We start from the raw sequence: 15,376 nt of genomic DNA, 5'->3' as shown, positions 1-15,376 counted from the left end.
AAGGCGATTACCCGGTCACCCTCAGATCCAGGCCACTGCCAGCAACCCGGCCCCCAACACCAAGCACAACGGCGAATACGCCCAAGTGTCGAGCCGGGCAAACTTCGAATCCTTGACCTGCTTGAAGAACCCCACCAGATTCGAATCGCCGATCGCCCGAGCGAACATCAGCAGAGCAATCGCGCTAATCACCCATTGCAACGACCAGTGATGCACCGTGGGCAGATACAGCCCGACCCGCAGGCACACCAGCATCGCAATCAGCAGCAAACCCACCGCCACCAGCAGCGTGCCAAAGCCCGATGGCTTGAACGCCGGCCTTGATGCCTCACCGCCCTCCCCGGGTACTCTCGGTACCACCGCCTCGCTACCCCACTTGCCACCCGCCGCCCAATACAGGTGGATCAGGCTGATGACCAGAAAGATTGCAGCAATCCATTGCGCGACCAAAAGGCTCATATTCAGACGTCCCGTGTGAAAAGTTGCAGCAGAATGAACTTCCTTGCGCGAATTTAAAAGCGTCCCGCAGAAGCTGGCGAAGCCCGCGATCTTTTGATTTTGCCTTTAAAGATCGCGGGCTTCGCCAGCTCCTACGGGTTTTATGTACACCCGAGCAGTTTATTTCAGCTGGGCAGCGACTTTATCCGCCACATCCTTGGGCACCCAGGCCTGCCACACTTGTGGGTTCGCCTTCATGAACGCCTCGGCCGCTTGACGTGGCGGGGTGTGTTTTTCACTCATGTTCGCCAGGGCCTTGTTCAACGCTTCGATCGGTAAATCGACCTTGCTGAAGAACTCGGTGAGCTGCGGGTACTGTTTCTGGAACGGCGCGGACACACCGATGGACAGCTTCGAGGGCAGTGAGCGAGTCGGCTTCGGATTAGGGTTGTCGGCCTCGGTCAGGGTTTTCCAGGCTTCGGCGTCGAATGGCGGCTCTTGCAGTTGAATCAGCTTGAAACGGCCGAGCAATGGCGTCGGTGACCAGTAATAGAACAGGACTGGTTTGCCGCGACGAATCGACGAACTGATCTCTGCGTCCAGCGCCGCCCCCGAACCGCTGCGAAAGTTCACATAGCTGTCGTTCAGCCCGTAGGCCTTGAGCTTCTGCTTGTTGACCACCTCCGACGTCCAGCCGATCGGGCTGTTCAGGAAGCGCCCCTTGCTCGGGGTTTCCGGGTCTTTGAACACATCCTTGTAGCGCGGCAGATCACTGACACTGCGCAGCCCCGGCGCCAGCGGCTTGATGCCCTTGGCCGGGTCGCCCTTGATCACGTATTCCGGCACCCACCAGCCCTCAGTGGCGCCCTTGACCGTATCGCCCAGGCTCGCGACTTTGCCCTCGGCCTCAGCCTTGACCCAGACCGGACTACGGCCCGCCCACTCTTCGCCAATGACCTGAATGTCATTGTTGGCCAGTGCGGTTTCCAGGGTAATGGTCGTCCCCGGCAAGGTGTCAGTCGGCAAGCCGTAGCCCTGCTCGACGATGATCCGCAGAATTTCGGTGATCAGGCTGCCACTTTCCCAATTCAGGTCGGCAAAGTGAATCGGTGCCTGGGCAGCGAATACCGGAACGGGTGAAGCCAACAAGCCGAACGTGGCCAGGGTAGTGGCCAGTAACCGTCGTAATCCCTTCATGCTCTTGCACCTCGTGCTGTTCACAGCAATAGCAGGATGGCCTGACAAAGAAGACCGCAAGCCTCTGAATACTCAGCCAACTGACTGTAGTAGAGGTTTCTGCTTTCGAGGGGCGAGGATTATTTTTCGGAAGGTTCCTGCAAGCGCGCAAGCTCTCTTCTGACCATGCTGGCGTACGCCGCCGGGCGCAACATATAAATCTGTGACGCTACCCAACTCAGCCAGGCTCCCTGCAGAACGGCCTTTTCAGCCAACAGGCGCTGGGCCTCGGCGTGTGCACTGGCCTGGTTCTGCTCATGGAAATCGGCGCGGGTCTGGGTCATTACTCGCTGGCCTTGAAGGTCACCAGTTCGCCTTTGCGCCACTTGGCGGCCTTGGCAGTCACGGCTTTCAGTGTCTTGGTCAGGCCTTCCTGCAATTGTTGGTGGGCCGCAAACACCATCACCACGCTATGACCTTCCTTGAACACAATGCCGTGGCCGTCTGCGGTGGTCACGAACGCGTAATCCCCCAGCCCGTATACCGTCAATTTGATTTCGCGGAACTTGATGTCCAGTTTTCCGCCTTCGCGGCTGGGCAATACGGAAGCGCTGAAATGATCACCGACCTTGAGTTTCAGCCCAGGCTTGTCGTCCACCACCAGTGCCGACTCGGTGTCGATCTCGGCAATATAAATGCCTTCAGCGTTCTGTTCGGTGATGTAGACGAAACGTGACTGAAACTGTTTAACCAGCTTTGCGCGCAAATCACCCAGTACGAACAAAGCATGCATATCGAGATTACTTACTGCCAAGGAAACATCCCCACATCTGAAAATGATGCCGCACGCAGAAAACGCGCACAGCAGAAAAAAGCGGCAATGCCGAGGTTTAGCCAAATGACCCGGGTCGTAATCCTGGAACGAGCAGAGGGCTCATTCATCGCGAGGTTTGGGAAGATTACTGGAACATCCCCCGCGTCGTCTTGCCTGGCGTTCGTCAGAGGTTGAAGGAAAACGCCCTTCTGACGGCCAGAAAAACCGGACCACCAACTTTAGGGAAAAATCTCTTTAAAAAAAGCACTTTTCCGACATATCGCCAGTTAAAAATTGCTTTAGATGGGCAGCAATCGCCATCCAGTGATAGCGATTCTAGAGCAGCCATGCTCACCGAGACTACCCAAAACAACGTACGCACGTCGGTAAAACCGCGAAAAGGACTTCATATGTGCACACTGACTCACTTCGCCCAGCCTCACACACACCACACAAACGACTCGTCACTTCTGCAATCGATAGTACTCCGCCAACAGGATTTCCTCCCTGAAGCGCATCTGCTCCCGCGTTTTCAGGTGGTATTGGCCGGGAACGCCTTTTTTCACATCAGGGAAATATCCACCGGACGTGTCAGAGGTTTCCGCGCCGACCATAACGAAGCCTGCGCCCTTGCCCGCTCGCTCGAGTCTCGCAACTGACTCATCCTGCGGAATTCACTTCTATAGACGCTTCGTCACGCCGGCGACTTAACTCAGCCGCCGGCAGGCAACTACTGCCATACTGCCCGCCCCATGAAACCCGTCCTCAGGGTGGACGGCGCTCAATACAACATAATATTTCAAAGGGAAGACTGCTACGTGACGGAATTTGATATCGGTGAATTTTTTATCCGGGGCGAAGCCAGAGAAGTCGACGGCGAATTCCAGGCAGTCATTATCATGCGCGCCAAACCGCCGTTGACTACGGTGTCGTATCACCAGGTGGAAAAGGATCGCTGGTTCAAGACCGCGGATGTCGCGGCCATTGCTGCCCAGGAAGCCGCCAAAGCCCTGAAACTTGCGGTCGATGAAGGGGCATTGAAAGCCTGAGACAGGAGAGGATGAAGCGACGGTTCAAGCCTTAGAGTGTCTGCGGCGTGCCAGCCTTGCACAGATAGCACGCCTTGTTCTGGACAACCGGTCAGATCAGCTTGCGCTTGACCGCTTCATCCAGTGTGCTTTGAGTCAGCTGTTTGAGTACCGCGTCGCCACGTTCATTGAATGGCAAGCCGACAATCAACAGAATCTGCATCCAGGTGCGAGTGCTTTCCTGTTTGACGATTTTACCCAGCAAGTTGCCTTCCCGGTCCTTGAACACGGTTTCCAGCGTGAAGGTATTGCTGAACGTTGTCGGAATCACAAAGAACGTAAAGCCTGTGAGCCAGGCACTCGCGATATTACCCTGCTCGTTATTGGTCAACGTACTTGTCACGTACAGGTTCGAGTCAACCTTGTCCGTGGTCACGTTCTTGAACTGTCCGGATTCCTTGAAGGTTTCCAGTATGTGCTGTTCCACCAACGCCGCATTGCCGACACCACCCGACAGTTCGCCGTTGAACTGCTGCTGGGTGGTCACGTGCAGATAAGCACTGGGCTTGTCCTGCCTGGCCTGCATTGGCGGCCACTGGTCCACCGGCGCCAGCTCATGTTGGGAATAGGAAATGCAGCCTGTGAGGGTGCTGCTGACCAAAAGCAGCAGAGTCAGAAGATATTTATTCATGGGCTGCCAGTTCCTTTGACGGTGTACGCAATTGAGGGGTGGCACTGGCCAACAATTGAGCGATCAGATCGCGCAACTGGGAGCCGCCCAGACGCGGGTTGAGGTAGTCGGCATTCCACAGGCCGACATTTTTGTCGAGCTTGACCTGCTCGACCGACCGGGCCAGTTGCTTGCCTTGACGATCTTCAATGATCAATTCGCCGGCCAGGTCGTATTTATCGACGTAAATCGGCCCGTCGACCCAGATCCAGATGGTCAGCGTCACCAGTGCGCCGGGGATGTAAGCCGGGTGCATGGTGCGTTTGCCTGCCAGTGAGGTCAGGTTGAACTTGAGCACCACGTCATCCTCGCCAGCCTTGGCCGGGAACACCACGATTCGCTTGAAGTAATCGCTTTTATCAACATATGCGCTGATTTGTTCGGTCAGTTGCCGGCTGCCGGCGACGCGTACCTTGTCGTCCAGCTCGGGGGCGGAAATCACCACATCGCTGATCTCGGCGCTGCGATCGAGGGTCGATGGCGCGGGGCTCAAGGGTTCGCCAATGGGGCCCAGCGGCGTAAACGACACACAGCCGGTCAACGACAGGCCTAGTGCGATGACCATCAAATAAACAAGACGCTTCACTGCTTACATCCTTTTCATGCGGGATCGGGGGGGCGGGTCGCCTTGGAAGAAATCACGCAAGGGATGGGCAGATCAGCACCGCAAGGCGCTAAACCTGGCAGCGAGTGACGACGACATCCATGTACGGACTCTTTGAATGGCGGCTTGATGACGCCAAAAAAATGCGACGGCATCGTAATCGCTGGAACAGCGACAGGCAATAGCTTATTGCCATCACTGATGACGAATCCGCAGAAAGCTGCTAAACCCCTATCGAACTCTTGGCGCGCGGTTCCCTCAGATGCAATGAAGCCGCACCTCAGATCTCGCACCCGAGGCGACTGATTATCTGCAAGGAGATGAAGATGGATTCACCCACACATGACTTGAAAGGTTTGTTCGACCAGCTCGGCCTGGACTCCAGCGAAAAGGCCATCGACGATTTCATTGCCCTTCACTCACCCTTGCCCGATGACAAGAAACTCATCGACGCCGAGTTCTGGACCCCGCAACAAGCCGGCTTCCTCAAGGAACAACTGCGTGAAGACGCCGATTGGGCGCATGTGGTCGACGACCTGAACCTGCGCATGCACCAGATCCATTAGCATGGAATTCAATGCAGGCTGTCGGGCATTTCGGCGTTCAATTGTGCCAACCAGGCAGCCCTGCACTCCTCGGCTTCATTACGACTGGAAAACGCCGTCCCCCAGCGCTCACCGTTGAGCAGCACCACCCAACAGACGCTCTGCCCCATCGCTCGCAAACTGGCGGGCACGCCGCTGCCAATCATGACCGCGACATCGACTTTGCTTTGCATGCTGACCTCTCGAACTTCATTAGCGACCTAACTATGCAGGCATGTTAATGAGTTCATCCTCGAGGAAACAGCAACGGCGCTGCACCGCTTCGTTGCATACGCGGTAACAATTGTCAGGCTATCAGCGAGACTTTTCCGGTTTGTAGCCCAACCGCAATCCACCCCAGTGGCGACCCTTGAGCATGATCGGCACCGAGAGGTCGTGCATCAGTTCACCGGTGTCGCGGGTGTAGGTCTGCAACAGTACGGCCTGCTGGTGGCTGCCACAGCGAATCCCGGTGCGGTCGGCGAACTTGCGCTTGGTGCGGTTTTGCAGGGTATCGACCTGCACGTCGCCGGTCAGTGGCTGGCTGAACACGGTGTTGTGGGTCGGCACATACCCCTGCTGCGTGCAGGCAATGGCGAACACCAGGCCTTCGTGACGCGGCAGCAATGGCTCCTGGATCGCCGGCAAGACCTGATCGGTGTAACGGTCGAAGCGGGTCTGGTATTTGGCCGGGCTGGTGTTGGGGATCGCCTGGTAATTGCGATCAAACAAGTCATCGAGACTGATCCGGCCCTGATCGATATCCGCTGGTGATAGTCATCCAGTCCGACTGCGGCGAGGCGTTCGCTGATGGTTTCGGCCTGCCCTTCCATTTGTACCGCCGCCTGGGCCAGCCGCTGGGTTTGCTGGTCACTGATCGCCAGGTCGCTGCGCATTTGTTCGATGGCGTGGAACAGGCTGTCGAGTTGTTCGCGATTAGTGTCCGCGCCCAGAGCGATTTCCCCGACCTGCCTTTCAACACCGGCGGCCAGGCGCGCGATGTTTTCCAGGTGCTGCCCCGTGTGCTCGACCTGCGCAACGCCAGTATTCAGGTCGCTGGCCAACTGACGAATCTGTTCCACCACTTGCGCCGTGCGTTGCTGAATATCGGCGACCATCTCCCCGACTTCGCCGGTCGCGGTCGCCGTGCGCGCGGCCAGGCCACGAACCTCATCGGCCACCACCGCAAACCCGCGACCGTGCTCCCCGGCCCGCGCCGCCTCGATGGCCGCGTTCAACGCCAACAGATTGGTCTGGCTGGCGATAGACTGGATCACCAGCGTTACCCGCTGGATATCGTCACTGCGCAGGCTCAGGGCTTCGATCAGCTCGCGGCTGCTGCTGGCGCGTTGACTGAGTTGATGCATGCGCGCGATGGACTCGATCAGCTCCATACGCCCTGCCGCGCTGCTCTGATGGGCTTCGCTGGCCGCGCTCAAGGCTTCCCGGCTGAGTGTCGAGGTAGCCTGTTCGGTGGCGATCATCACTTCAGCGCTGCTGACAATCTGTGCTGCAGCGCCGAGTTGCGATTGCAGCTTGTCGGCCAGTTGCTTGACCGAAAAGGCCACGCCGGCGGCGGACAAGGCGTTATGACTGGTGGTGTAGGAAAGATCGCGAGTCAAACCGGCGATGGCGCTGGCGTTGTCAGCCGGGGTTGCCTGCGGCAGCGTGCGCGAGCGCAGGCGCGGCAGCCAGATAATCAGCACAGCCAATGGCAGGCCAAGGTAAAGCGACCAGCCAGCCAATGCCATGCCACACAGCAAGAGCATCAGGGCGATGCTTTGCAGGGTCGGCGTGAGCCACTGGTTTTTCGGCAAAAGTACGGCTGCGGGCACTGCCCCAGCCAGAGACCCGTCTCGCATCATCGTTTGTCACCCCAGGCATCTTCTAATTGTTGTATCCGCATTAAACGCCACCACAAGGCCATTATCTATGGTCCGTTAGTAGTGGGGGGTTGCAGCAGATCAATAGAAGTGCACGGGTGTTTTCGCAGACGTCGAAAAGCAAAGATCGCAGCCTTCGGCAGCTCCTGCACGGGTTCACATAAACCTGTAGGAGCTGCCAAAGGCTGCGATCTTTTCAAGGCAGCCAGTTATTAGCTGGCTGCCTCACAGAATCAGGCCTGACGCTGGTGCTTGTCGATCTGCTCGTGACGTTCTTGAGCTTCGATGCAGTACTTGGTGGTCGGGCTGATCAGCAGGCGCTTGAGGCCGATTGGCTCGCCGCTGTCATCGCACCAGCCGAAGCTGTCTTCCTTGATGCGTTCCAGGGCCTGTTCCAATTGAGGCAGCATGCGCTGGTCGCGATCGATCGCGTTCACCAGCCAGGTGCGCTCTTCTTCGACGGAAGCCGCGTCAGCCGGATCGGCCGGGGTGTCCAGGCTCTCGATGGCGATGCGATTCTGTTCGATGCGCTCATGGGTTTCGACTTTCATGTTCTGCAACAGCTCAGAGAAAAAAGCATGTTGCTCGGCATTCATGTAGTCATCCGCCGGCATGGCCAGCAACTTGTCCTTTGTCATTGATATCTCTATAAAAAAACGTGCATTAAGGCGAATTAGGGAGCGTTCCGTTGAGCCTTGCGCGGTCATTGGAACGGCGCCGTTTATTCCAAGCGCCACCCGGCACTCAATTTACGAGGGGCGGCAGTCTAAGGCCGACTTGAGGCCTCAGCAACTGAAAAGACTGCAAATCTGTCCGACAAAGCCCTGAAAGTGCTCTATGGCAGGCTTTGAGGTGCTTATCGGAGTGCGTTTATAGCAAGAAATTCAGTCCGACGGCTGTATATAGAAGACAAACGGCTGCGCCACGCGGGTCAGGCGTGGCGCATTTTCGTCTTTCGTATGGCTCAGCGCTTGAGTTTGCGCTTGTTGCGGTACTGGTCGATGACCACCGCCACCACAATAATCAGCCCTTTGATAATGTCTTGAATATAAGCATCAACACCGACAAAGGTAAAGCCGCTGGCCATGACCCCGAGAATCAATGCGCCGATCACGGTGCCGGTGATGCGCCCTACGCCACCGGCCAGGCTGGTGCCGCCGATGACCGCCGCGGCAATCGCGTCCAGTTCATAAGACATGCCCATCCCGGCCTGCCCGGTCGCGGCCCGTGCCGACGCCACCACCCCGGCCAGGCCTGCAAGCAGCCCGGCGATGCTGTAGACAATCACCAGATGGCGCTTGACGTTGATCCCGGAGGTGCGCGCCGCCTGCATGTTGCCGCCGATGGCGTAGGTGTACTTGCCGTACTTGGTGTAGCGCAGGGCGATGTGAAAGATCACCGCCACCACCAGAAAGATGATCACCGGCATCGCGCCATGTCCGATGGCCGTGTAGGAGTCCGAGAGCATGCTCACCGGCTGACCTTCGGTGTAGTAGCGCGCCAAACCGCGCGCCGAGACCATCATGCCGAGGGTGGCAATGAACGGTGGAATCCCGGTGACTGCAATGATGCTGCCGTTGATCGCCCCCGCCAGCAATCCCACCCCCAGCCCGGTGATCACCGGAATCCACACCGGCAAGTCAGTCAGGGACGGAAACACCGCCCGGGCAAAGTCCGAGGTCTGGGCCAGGCTGGCGGCAATCATCGCCGACAGCGCCAGCACCGAACCGGAGGACAGATCGATACCGGTGGTGATGATGACCTGGGTCACCCCGATCGCCAGCAGGCCGATGATCGACACTTGCAGAATCATCAGCACCAGACGCTGAGAGTTCATCAGGAAGCTCTGGTCCCGCACGATCCAGCCGAACAGCTCGAAGACCAGGCCGATGCCGATCAGTACCAGGAAGATACTCAGCTCGGTCGGAAAGCGTCGGCGACTCTTGACCGGTACCGCTGCAGGCTTGTTTTCCAGTATCGCGTTCATAACCACTCACCCTTCTATTGCGTCGTCGACGGCGGCCACGGCCACCGCCAGCATCCATTAGTGAACCGCGGACATGCCCGAGGCCAGTTGCATCACTCGTTCCTGGGTCGCTTCGCTGCGGTCGAGGGTGCCCATCAGGTCGCCCTCGTGCATGACCATGACCCGGTCGCTCATGCCCAGCACTTCCGGCAGTTCCGAAGAAATCATGATCACCGCCATGCCTTCGCTGGCCAGGTACGAGATCAGCCGGTAGATCTCGGCCTTGGCGCCGACATCGATGCCCCGGGTGGGCTCGTCGAGAATCAGGATTCGCGGGTTGGTCATCAGCCAGCGCGCCAGCAAGGCCTTCTGCTGATTGCCGCCGGACAAGGTATCGATGCACTGTTCCAGCGACGGCGTTTTCACCCGCAGCTTCTTGCACATGTCTTCACACAACGCGCGCAGGGCCTTCTGCTGGATGAAGCCGTTGCCGACGTAATGAGGCAATACCGCCATTTCCATGTTTTCCAGCACCGACAGGCACGGGAACAGGCCGCTGAGCTTGCGATCTTCGGTCAACAGCGCGAAGCCCTTCTCGATGGCCATGTGCGGATCGGTGATGCGCACCACCTCGCCGTCGAGCCGGATCTCGCCACCGTCACTCGGAGTGATGCCGAAAATCGCCTCGGCGACATTGGTCCGCCCCGAGCCCATCAACCYGGCAATACCCAGGATCTCGCCGGCATGCAGGTCGAAGGAGACGTCCTTGAAAATGCCGTCCAGCTTGAGGTCGCGTACCGACAGCAACAGATCGCCAATCGGCTTCTCGCGCACCGGAAACAGTTGACTCAACTCGCGGCCGACCATCATCGAGATCAGGCTGTCGCCGTCCATACTGTCGGCCCGTTGCAGGCCGATATAGGCACCGTCGCGGAACACCGCCACTTCATCGGCGATGCTGAACACTTCGTTCATCTTATGAGTGATGTAGATGATGCCTTTGCCCTGGCTCTTGAGGTCGGCAATGATCGAGAACAGGTGGGCGACTTCCTTATCGGTGATGGCCGAAGTCGGTTCGTCCATGATCAGGATGTCGGAGTCGTAGGACACCGCCTTGGCGATCTCGACCATCTGCCGTTCGGCGATGCTCAGGTTGCCCACCTGCTCTTCCGGGTCGAGATTGATCCGCAGACGCTCCAGCAGTTTGGCGGTGCAGCGGTGCATTTCGCGGTGATCGATCATGTGCAGGCCGTTGAGCTGCTCGCGGCCGATCCAGATGTTCTCGGCGATGCTCATGTGCGGCATCAGGTTGAGCTCCTGGTGAATCATCGCGATCCCGGCCTGGAGCGCGGCCAGTGGCGTTTCGAAGACCACCGGCTTGCCCCGCAGGCGCAACTCGCCGGCGTCCGGCTGGTAGATGCCGGCAATGATTTTCATCAGGGTGGATTTGCCGGCACCGTTTTCGCCCATCAGCGCCAGCACGGAACCGGGACGCACCCGCAGCTGTACGTCGGACAAGGCCACCACACCGGGAAAACCCTTGCTGACGTTGATGATCTCCAGCAGGTACGGCTCATCGACAGGTGTTGCGGTTGGCTGGATACCCACCAACGGGGGGCTCGAAGCAGTCGCTGAAGCGAACATGATCAGGTACTCCATCAGCAAGGTCGCGTCGCAACCTTGCGTGCTTATTGTTGTTATCGAACGGACGGACTATTTGAACTGGTCAACGTTTTGCAAAGTGATCAAGCGATACGGCACCCACACGGCCTGTTCGACCGGCTCGTTCCTGGCCATTTTCACCGCCGTGTCGACCGAACCATCGGCCTGCCCCTTGGCGTCCTGGAACACCGAAACCAGCAGAGAGCCCTTCTTCACCGCGTTCAAACCGTCGGGCGTACCGTCAACACCGGCGATCAGCACACTGCCTTTGGCGACACCCGCCTGTTGCAGGGCCATGGCCGCGCCAATCGCCATCTCGTCGTTGTTGGAGACGACCGCGTCGAACTTGCGGCCTTGGGTCAGCCAGTCGTTGACCAGTGTCATGCCCTTGTCCCGCGACCAGATGCCGCTCTGCTCTTGCTCGATCTTGATGTTCGGGTACTTGGCCAGCACCTCTTTTACGCCCTTGGTACGGTTGGTGGTGGAGTTGTTGGCCAAATCACCGAGCAGAATCACGATGTCGCCCTTGCCGCCCATTTTTTCCGCCAGGTACTGCATCTGCATCTGACCGGCCTCCAGATCGTTGGAGGCGACAGTGACCACGCCTTTGGGCAGGTTCAAGTCATCGGGGCGGCGATTGACGTACACCAGCGGAATGCCGGCCTTGACCGCCGCTTCGGTAATTTTCTTGGTGGCGGCGGTATCCACCGGATTGACCACAATGGCATCGACTTTCTGGCTGATGAAGCTTTCTACCTGGCTCAACTGCCTGACCACGTCGCTGCGCGCATCCTCGAACTGCAGCTTGACGCCATCGGGATAGGACTTGGCTTTGGTGTCCATGGATTCGCGCAGGTAGGTCAGCCAAGTGTCATCGAACTGGGCCATGCTGACGCCGATCTTCATGTCAGCGAGTGCGGCACCGCTGGCGAGCATCAGGGACAAGGCGAGTGAGGCGAAACGGGTCTTGGTCTTCATGAAAGGTCTTTCTCCACATTCTTGTTGGTTTTATGGATAAGGCGTGACGATTTCAGTGAACGGGCAAGCGGACTATCGGCGCACCCGGAATGCAGCAGACCAGGGCGCCCTTGCGTTCGACGCAAAGCAAGCGAGAGATGGAATGAAACGAGACGCGAGGCAGGTCGCGAGAGAGGTGCAGCGCGGAACGTAAAACATGCAGAGCAGAGTTGAAGGTTTTCATCGACGGTACCTGGCTTTGTTTCTTGTTTTTGGTGCGTCCTTCACTCGTTCAAGGCCTGCTTGAGCGTGATCGGACGTTGATAGTCGGCAACCTGGAAACGACTTTATTGGAAAATAATTTCTATATCAACTCATTTTAGAATTTTATTCTGATTTTGTTCCATGGCTTTCAAATGCGCTCAACGCCACCACTTGATGGCGCTCGAAACTTAGCCGCGCAGCGTCTAGCACGCGGGTGGTCGCCAGTGCATCACGGGCCTCGACCGGCAGTGGGCCACCGCTCTGTAACGCGGTTTGTAGCTGCAAATAGAACTGGTTCCAGCAGCCTCGCTCGGACGGCACCCGCTCGCGCACCTCGCCCTGTTCGAACCAGCCCCAGCGACGATGCTCTTCGACGCCCCAGCGCTCGCCCTCGGATTTGGGCGTGAGCCCGGCCAGGGTCGACGCCTCTTGCCCGTCCAGACCGTCGACGCTGTAGCAGCCCTGGGTGCCGGTCACGCGAAAACGCGGGCCCGGGGTGTTTTGCAGGCAACTGCCACTCAGGTGCGAGGTCACGCCATTGACATGGGTCAGGGACATAAAGAAGCCGTTGTCGAAGGTCTGGCCTTTTTCGAGGTAATCCAGTTCGGCGTAAACCCGGGTGACGGGGCCGAACAACAGCAACGCCTGATCCACCAGATGGCTGCCCAGATCACGCAGGAAACCACCGCCGCTGCCGTTGTTCACCGATTGTGGCGAGTAGCGTTCGATCCGCGACTCGAAACGGGTGACCTGGCCCAGGGCACCGGACTCGATGAGTTTGCGCACGGTGAGGAAATCCGAGTCCCAGCGCCGGTTCTGGTAGACGCTCAAATGCACGCCCTGACGCTCGGCCATGGTGATCAGGGTCTGCGCCTGTTGCGTATCGGCGGCGAACGGCTTGTCGCTGACCACCGCCACCCCGTGTTCGATGGCGTCGAGCACCAACGCCGGACGGCCTTTGAGCGGCGTGGACACCACCAGCACATCAACCCCGGCTTCGACCAGTTGGCCAATGCTGTCGAAGGCCGGTACTCCGGGATGTTCCGTGGCCAGCAGTTGTCGGCGCTCGGCGGAACGGGTGACCACGCCGACGAAGGTCGCTGCCGGCAGACTGCTGATCAGCGGAGCATGGAAAAAACGGCCGCCATGGCCGTAACCGACAAGTCCGATACGCATGAATCAACTCCTTCTTATAGTGATGCACCCTGCGTAGGAGCTGCCAATTACTGGCAGAGTTCACGGGTCACGCGTTCGAGCATCATCCGGTTGGACTCGTCCGGCCGGTCTTCCCAGGCGAACACCGAGACGGTGGCGATGCCATCGAACTTGATCTCGCGCAAGGTGCCGAAAAACGCTTCCCAGTCGACCTCGCCCTGGCCGATGTCCAGGTGCTGGTGCACGGTGGCGGTGACGCCCGGCGGGTTGACGATGTAGCGCAAGCCTGAGGAAGCCTTGTGGTTGTAGGTGTCGGCGATGATCAAGTGACTCAGCTTCGAGCCGGCGTACTTGAGCATCGAGGCGATGTCACCCACGCCATCGTCATAGAAAAACGTGTGCGGCGCGGCGTAGAGGTAGTTGATCCACTCGCGGTCCAGACCGCGAATGATGTCCACYGACTCGTTGTTGCGCTCGCAGAAATCATAAGGATGGGCCTGGATATCGAGCTTGATGCCTTCGCGTTCGAACTCGGGGATCAGTTCGTCCATGGAACGCATGAACTGGTTCTCGCAGACCAACGGGTTGTCCGACTGGCCGGTGAACTCGGTGTTGACCAGTTCGCAGTCCATCTCCACGGCAACCTGGATCGCCCGCTTCCAGTTGCGCACCGCGGCTACGCGCAGACCTTCATCGGCGGCGGCCCAGTGGTACATGGGTAATAAGGAAGAGAGTTTGACCCCGGTGTCGCTCAGGGCTTTGCGAAATTCCTTGATCCGCGCCTTGTCGACTCGCGGGGCTTTATAGAACGGCAGGAAATCTTCCCGGGGCGACAGCTCGATGTGTTCGTAACCGAGCTCGGCGACCTTGTCGACCATTTTGCCCAGGGACAGGTTGCGGTACATGTAGGGGTCTAGTGCGATGCGCATGTTTTTTTATTCTCCTTAACCTTACGCTGATCGTTCCCACGCTCTGCGTGGTAATGCATCAATGGACGCTCTGCGTCCGCTTTTGGGACGCGGAGCGTCCCGGGCTGCATTCCCACGCAGAGCGTGGGAACGATCATTACGAGGGTTAGCCGTAGAAGCGGGGGCGATCTGGCAGGCCGACTTTTACGATCTGGCCACTGTTCTGCGCTTCGATGCAGGCATCCGCTGCCACCGCCGCCGCGAAACCGTCCCACGCCGATGGCCCGCCGACCTGCCCGGCCCGCACGCCATCGATGAACGCCTGCAACTCGACGTCGTACGCGGCGATGAACCGATCCTTCCAGTCCATCAGAATCGCATTGGACAGTTTCGCTCCGCTGCGCAACTGAACCTGCGACGGCTCCGGCAGTTTGGCGATGCCGGTCTCCCCCACCACTTCGCACTGGATGTCGTAGCCGTACTGGCAGTTGACGAACACTTCCACGTCGATGCGCGTGCCCTTGGCGGTTTCCAGCAGCACGATCTGCGGGTCTTTCAAATGGGCGTGGGCCTTGCTGGTCTTGCGCGGGAACACCACTTGCACCGACACATAATCGTCGTCGAGCAACCAGCGCAACACGTCCAGCTCATGGATCAGCGTGTCGGTGATCGCCATGTCGGTCTTGTAGTTTTCACCTACGGTCGGGTTGCGGTGTGCGCAGTGCAGCATCAGCGGCTCGCCGATCTGGCCACTGTCGATCACCGATTTCAATGCCCGATAACCTTCATCGTACGGGCGCATGAAACCAACCTGCACCAGTCGCTTGCCGTGGGCCACTTCGGCCTCGACGATCTTGCGGCAGCCTTCGGCGGTGACCGCCAGCGGTTTCTCGCAGAACACCGGTTTGCCCGCCGCAATGGCCGCCAGTACGAACTCTTCGTGGCTCGGGCCCCAGGAGGTGACGAGGACTGCGTCGACGTCCGGCGCCTTGATCAGCGCGTGGCCATCGGGATAAACCTCGGCGGTCAGCTTCAGATCGGAGACGACCTTGGCTGCTTGCTGCAAATTGATGTCAGTGACCGCGACGACCTGACTGTTGAGCAAGGTCTGGCTGCAACGACGGATATGGTCCTGGCCGATGGCCCCGGTGCCGATGACGCCAATGCGCAACGAATTGGAAAGCGAAGACATATAAACACTCCTGTT

The 15,376-nt window shown here is 58.6% G+C and carries 19 protein-coding genes; 3 read left to right on the top strand and 16 right to left on the bottom strand.

Annotated features, from left to right (window positions below; all coding sequences use genetic code 11):
- Positions 1 to 21: 21 nt before the first annotated feature.
- From AC1D2Q_RS22980 to AC1D2Q_RS22965, 4 genes are all read right to left on the bottom strand, one after another.
- Positions 22 to 459, bottom strand: a complete 438-nt coding sequence (locus AC1D2Q_RS22980; protein ID WP_305412049.1) for a DUF3995 domain-containing protein — start codon at positions 457 to 459, stop codon at positions 22 to 24.
- A 159-nt stretch (positions 460 to 618) separates the two neighbouring features.
- On the bottom strand, positions 619 to 1,635 hold the full coding sequence (locus AC1D2Q_RS22975) for an ABC transporter substrate-binding protein (RefSeq protein ID WP_477814630.1): 1,017 nt from the start codon (positions 1,633 to 1,635) through the stop codon (positions 619 to 621).
- A gap of 119 nt (positions 1,636 to 1,754) precedes the next feature.
- Complete coding sequence (locus AC1D2Q_RS22970; RefSeq protein WP_007935975.1) at positions 1,755 to 1,958, bottom strand: hypothetical protein; 204 nt, start codon at positions 1,956 to 1,958, stop codon at positions 1,755 to 1,757.
- The gene (locus AC1D2Q_RS22965) at positions 1,958 to 2,428 is read right to left on the bottom strand and encodes a hypothetical protein (RefSeq protein WP_008035847.1); all 471 of its coding nucleotides are present in this window, start codon (positions 2,426 to 2,428) and stop codon (positions 1,958 to 1,960) included. The genes AC1D2Q_RS22970 and AC1D2Q_RS22965 overlap by 1 nt, the downstream gene beginning before the upstream one ends.
- Positions 2,429 to 2,838: 410 nt before the next feature.
- Here AC1D2Q_RS22965 and AC1D2Q_RS22960 point away from each other — a divergent pair, with 410 nt between their 5' ends.
- Together AC1D2Q_RS22960 and AC1D2Q_RS22955 are read left to right on the top strand one after the other, a co-directional pair.
- A complete protein-coding gene (locus AC1D2Q_RS22960; protein ID WP_477814700.1) occupies positions 2,839 to 3,087 on the top strand; it encodes a hypothetical protein in 249 nt (82 codons plus the stop codon).
- Between the two features lie 159 nt (positions 3,088 to 3,246).
- The gene (locus AC1D2Q_RS22955; protein ID WP_477814699.1) at positions 3,247 to 3,477 is read left to right on the top strand and encodes a hypothetical protein; all 231 of its coding nucleotides are present in this window, start codon (positions 3,247 to 3,249) and stop codon (positions 3,475 to 3,477) included.
- A 91-nt stretch (positions 3,478 to 3,568) separates the two neighbouring features.
- On the opposite strand, the gene AC1D2Q_RS22950 is transcribed toward AC1D2Q_RS22955, so the two are convergent.
- The gene (locus AC1D2Q_RS22950; protein ID WP_477814629.1) at positions 3,569 to 4,147 is read right to left on the bottom strand and encodes a hypothetical protein; all 579 of its coding nucleotides are present in this window, start codon (positions 4,145 to 4,147) and stop codon (positions 3,569 to 3,571) included.
- The gene (locus tag AC1D2Q_RS22945) at positions 4,140 to 4,772 is read right to left on the bottom strand and encodes a hypothetical protein (RefSeq protein WP_477814628.1); all 633 of its coding nucleotides are present in this window, start codon (positions 4,770 to 4,772) and stop codon (positions 4,140 to 4,142) included. The genes AC1D2Q_RS22950 and AC1D2Q_RS22945 overlap by 8 nt, the downstream gene beginning before the upstream one ends.
- Before the next feature lie 344 nt (positions 4,773 to 5,116).
- On the opposite strand from AC1D2Q_RS22945, the gene AC1D2Q_RS22940 reads away from it, so the two are divergent.
- Positions 5,117 to 5,356: a DUF2789 domain-containing protein gene (locus tag AC1D2Q_RS22940; protein WP_018928021.1), complete on the top strand. Its 240-nt coding sequence runs from the start codon at positions 5,117 to 5,119 to the stop codon at positions 5,354 to 5,356.
- Between the two features lie 8 nt (positions 5,357 to 5,364).
- Here the strand turns inward: AC1D2Q_RS22940 and AC1D2Q_RS22935 are convergent, their stop codons facing one another.
- The 10 genes from AC1D2Q_RS22935 to iolG form a co-directional block, all read right to left on the bottom strand.
- The gene (locus AC1D2Q_RS22935; protein ID WP_477814627.1) at positions 5,365 to 5,568 is read right to left on the bottom strand and encodes a hypothetical protein; all 204 of its coding nucleotides are present in this window, start codon (positions 5,566 to 5,568) and stop codon (positions 5,365 to 5,367) included.
- A 121-nt stretch (positions 5,569 to 5,689) separates the two neighbouring features.
- Positions 5,690 to 5,944: a hypothetical protein gene (locus AC1D2Q_RS22930; RefSeq protein WP_477814626.1), complete on the bottom strand. Its 255-nt coding sequence runs from the start codon at positions 5,942 to 5,944 to the stop codon at positions 5,690 to 5,692.
- The gene (locus tag AC1D2Q_RS22925; RefSeq protein ID WP_477814698.1) at positions 5,908 to 6,768 is read right to left on the bottom strand and encodes a methyl-accepting chemotaxis protein; all 861 of its coding nucleotides are present in this window, start codon (positions 6,766 to 6,768) and stop codon (positions 5,908 to 5,910) included. Before AC1D2Q_RS22925 ends, AC1D2Q_RS22930 begins: the two co-directional genes overlap by 37 nt.
- Before the next feature lie 722 nt (positions 6,769 to 7,490).
- A complete protein-coding gene (locus AC1D2Q_RS22920) occupies positions 7,491 to 7,895 on the bottom strand; it encodes a TraR/DksA family transcriptional regulator (protein WP_007935965.1) in 405 nt (134 codons plus the stop codon).
- Between the two features lie 326 nt (positions 7,896 to 8,221).
- The gene (locus AC1D2Q_RS22915; RefSeq protein WP_477814625.1) at positions 8,222 to 9,244 is read right to left on the bottom strand and encodes an ABC transporter permease; all 1,023 of its coding nucleotides are present in this window, start codon (positions 9,242 to 9,244) and stop codon (positions 8,222 to 8,224) included.
- A 57-nt stretch (positions 9,245 to 9,301) separates the two neighbouring features.
- Positions 9,302 to 10,867, bottom strand: coding sequence for a sugar ABC transporter ATP-binding protein (locus tag AC1D2Q_RS22910; RefSeq protein WP_477814624.1), 1,566 nt, complete (start codon positions 10,865 to 10,867; stop codon positions 9,302 to 9,304).
- 69 nt (positions 10,868 to 10,936) lie between these two features.
- Complete coding sequence (locus AC1D2Q_RS22905) at positions 10,937 to 11,863, bottom strand: sugar ABC transporter substrate-binding protein (RefSeq protein WP_019582686.1); 927 nt, start codon at positions 11,861 to 11,863, stop codon at positions 10,937 to 10,939.
- 366 nt (positions 11,864 to 12,229) lie between these two features.
- Positions 12,230 to 13,282 carry a Gfo/Idh/MocA family protein gene (locus AC1D2Q_RS22900; RefSeq protein ID WP_477814623.1) on the bottom strand — a complete coding sequence of 351 codons (1,053 nt, stop codon included), beginning with the start codon at positions 13,280 to 13,282 and terminating at the stop codon, positions 12,230 to 12,232.
- Between the two features lie 47 nt (positions 13,283 to 13,329).
- On the bottom strand, positions 13,330 to 14,190 hold the full coding sequence (locus AC1D2Q_RS22895) for a sugar phosphate isomerase/epimerase family protein (protein WP_477814622.1): 861 nt from the start codon (positions 14,188 to 14,190) through the stop codon (positions 13,330 to 13,332).
- A 145-nt stretch (positions 14,191 to 14,335) separates the two neighbouring features.
- Positions 14,336 to 15,361, bottom strand: a complete 1,026-nt coding sequence (gene iolG, locus AC1D2Q_RS22890; protein WP_305412041.1) for a bifunctional inositol 2-dehydrogenase/D-chiro-inositol 1-dehydrogenase — start codon at positions 15,359 to 15,361, stop codon at positions 14,336 to 14,338.
- Positions 15,362 to 15,376: the final 15 nt, after the last annotated feature.

The organism is Pseudomonas sp. P1_A1, from assembly GCF_056406935.1.
The sequence above is the reverse complement of the archived record's forward strand: the minus strand, read 5'-3'. Positions and strand labels throughout refer to the sequence as shown.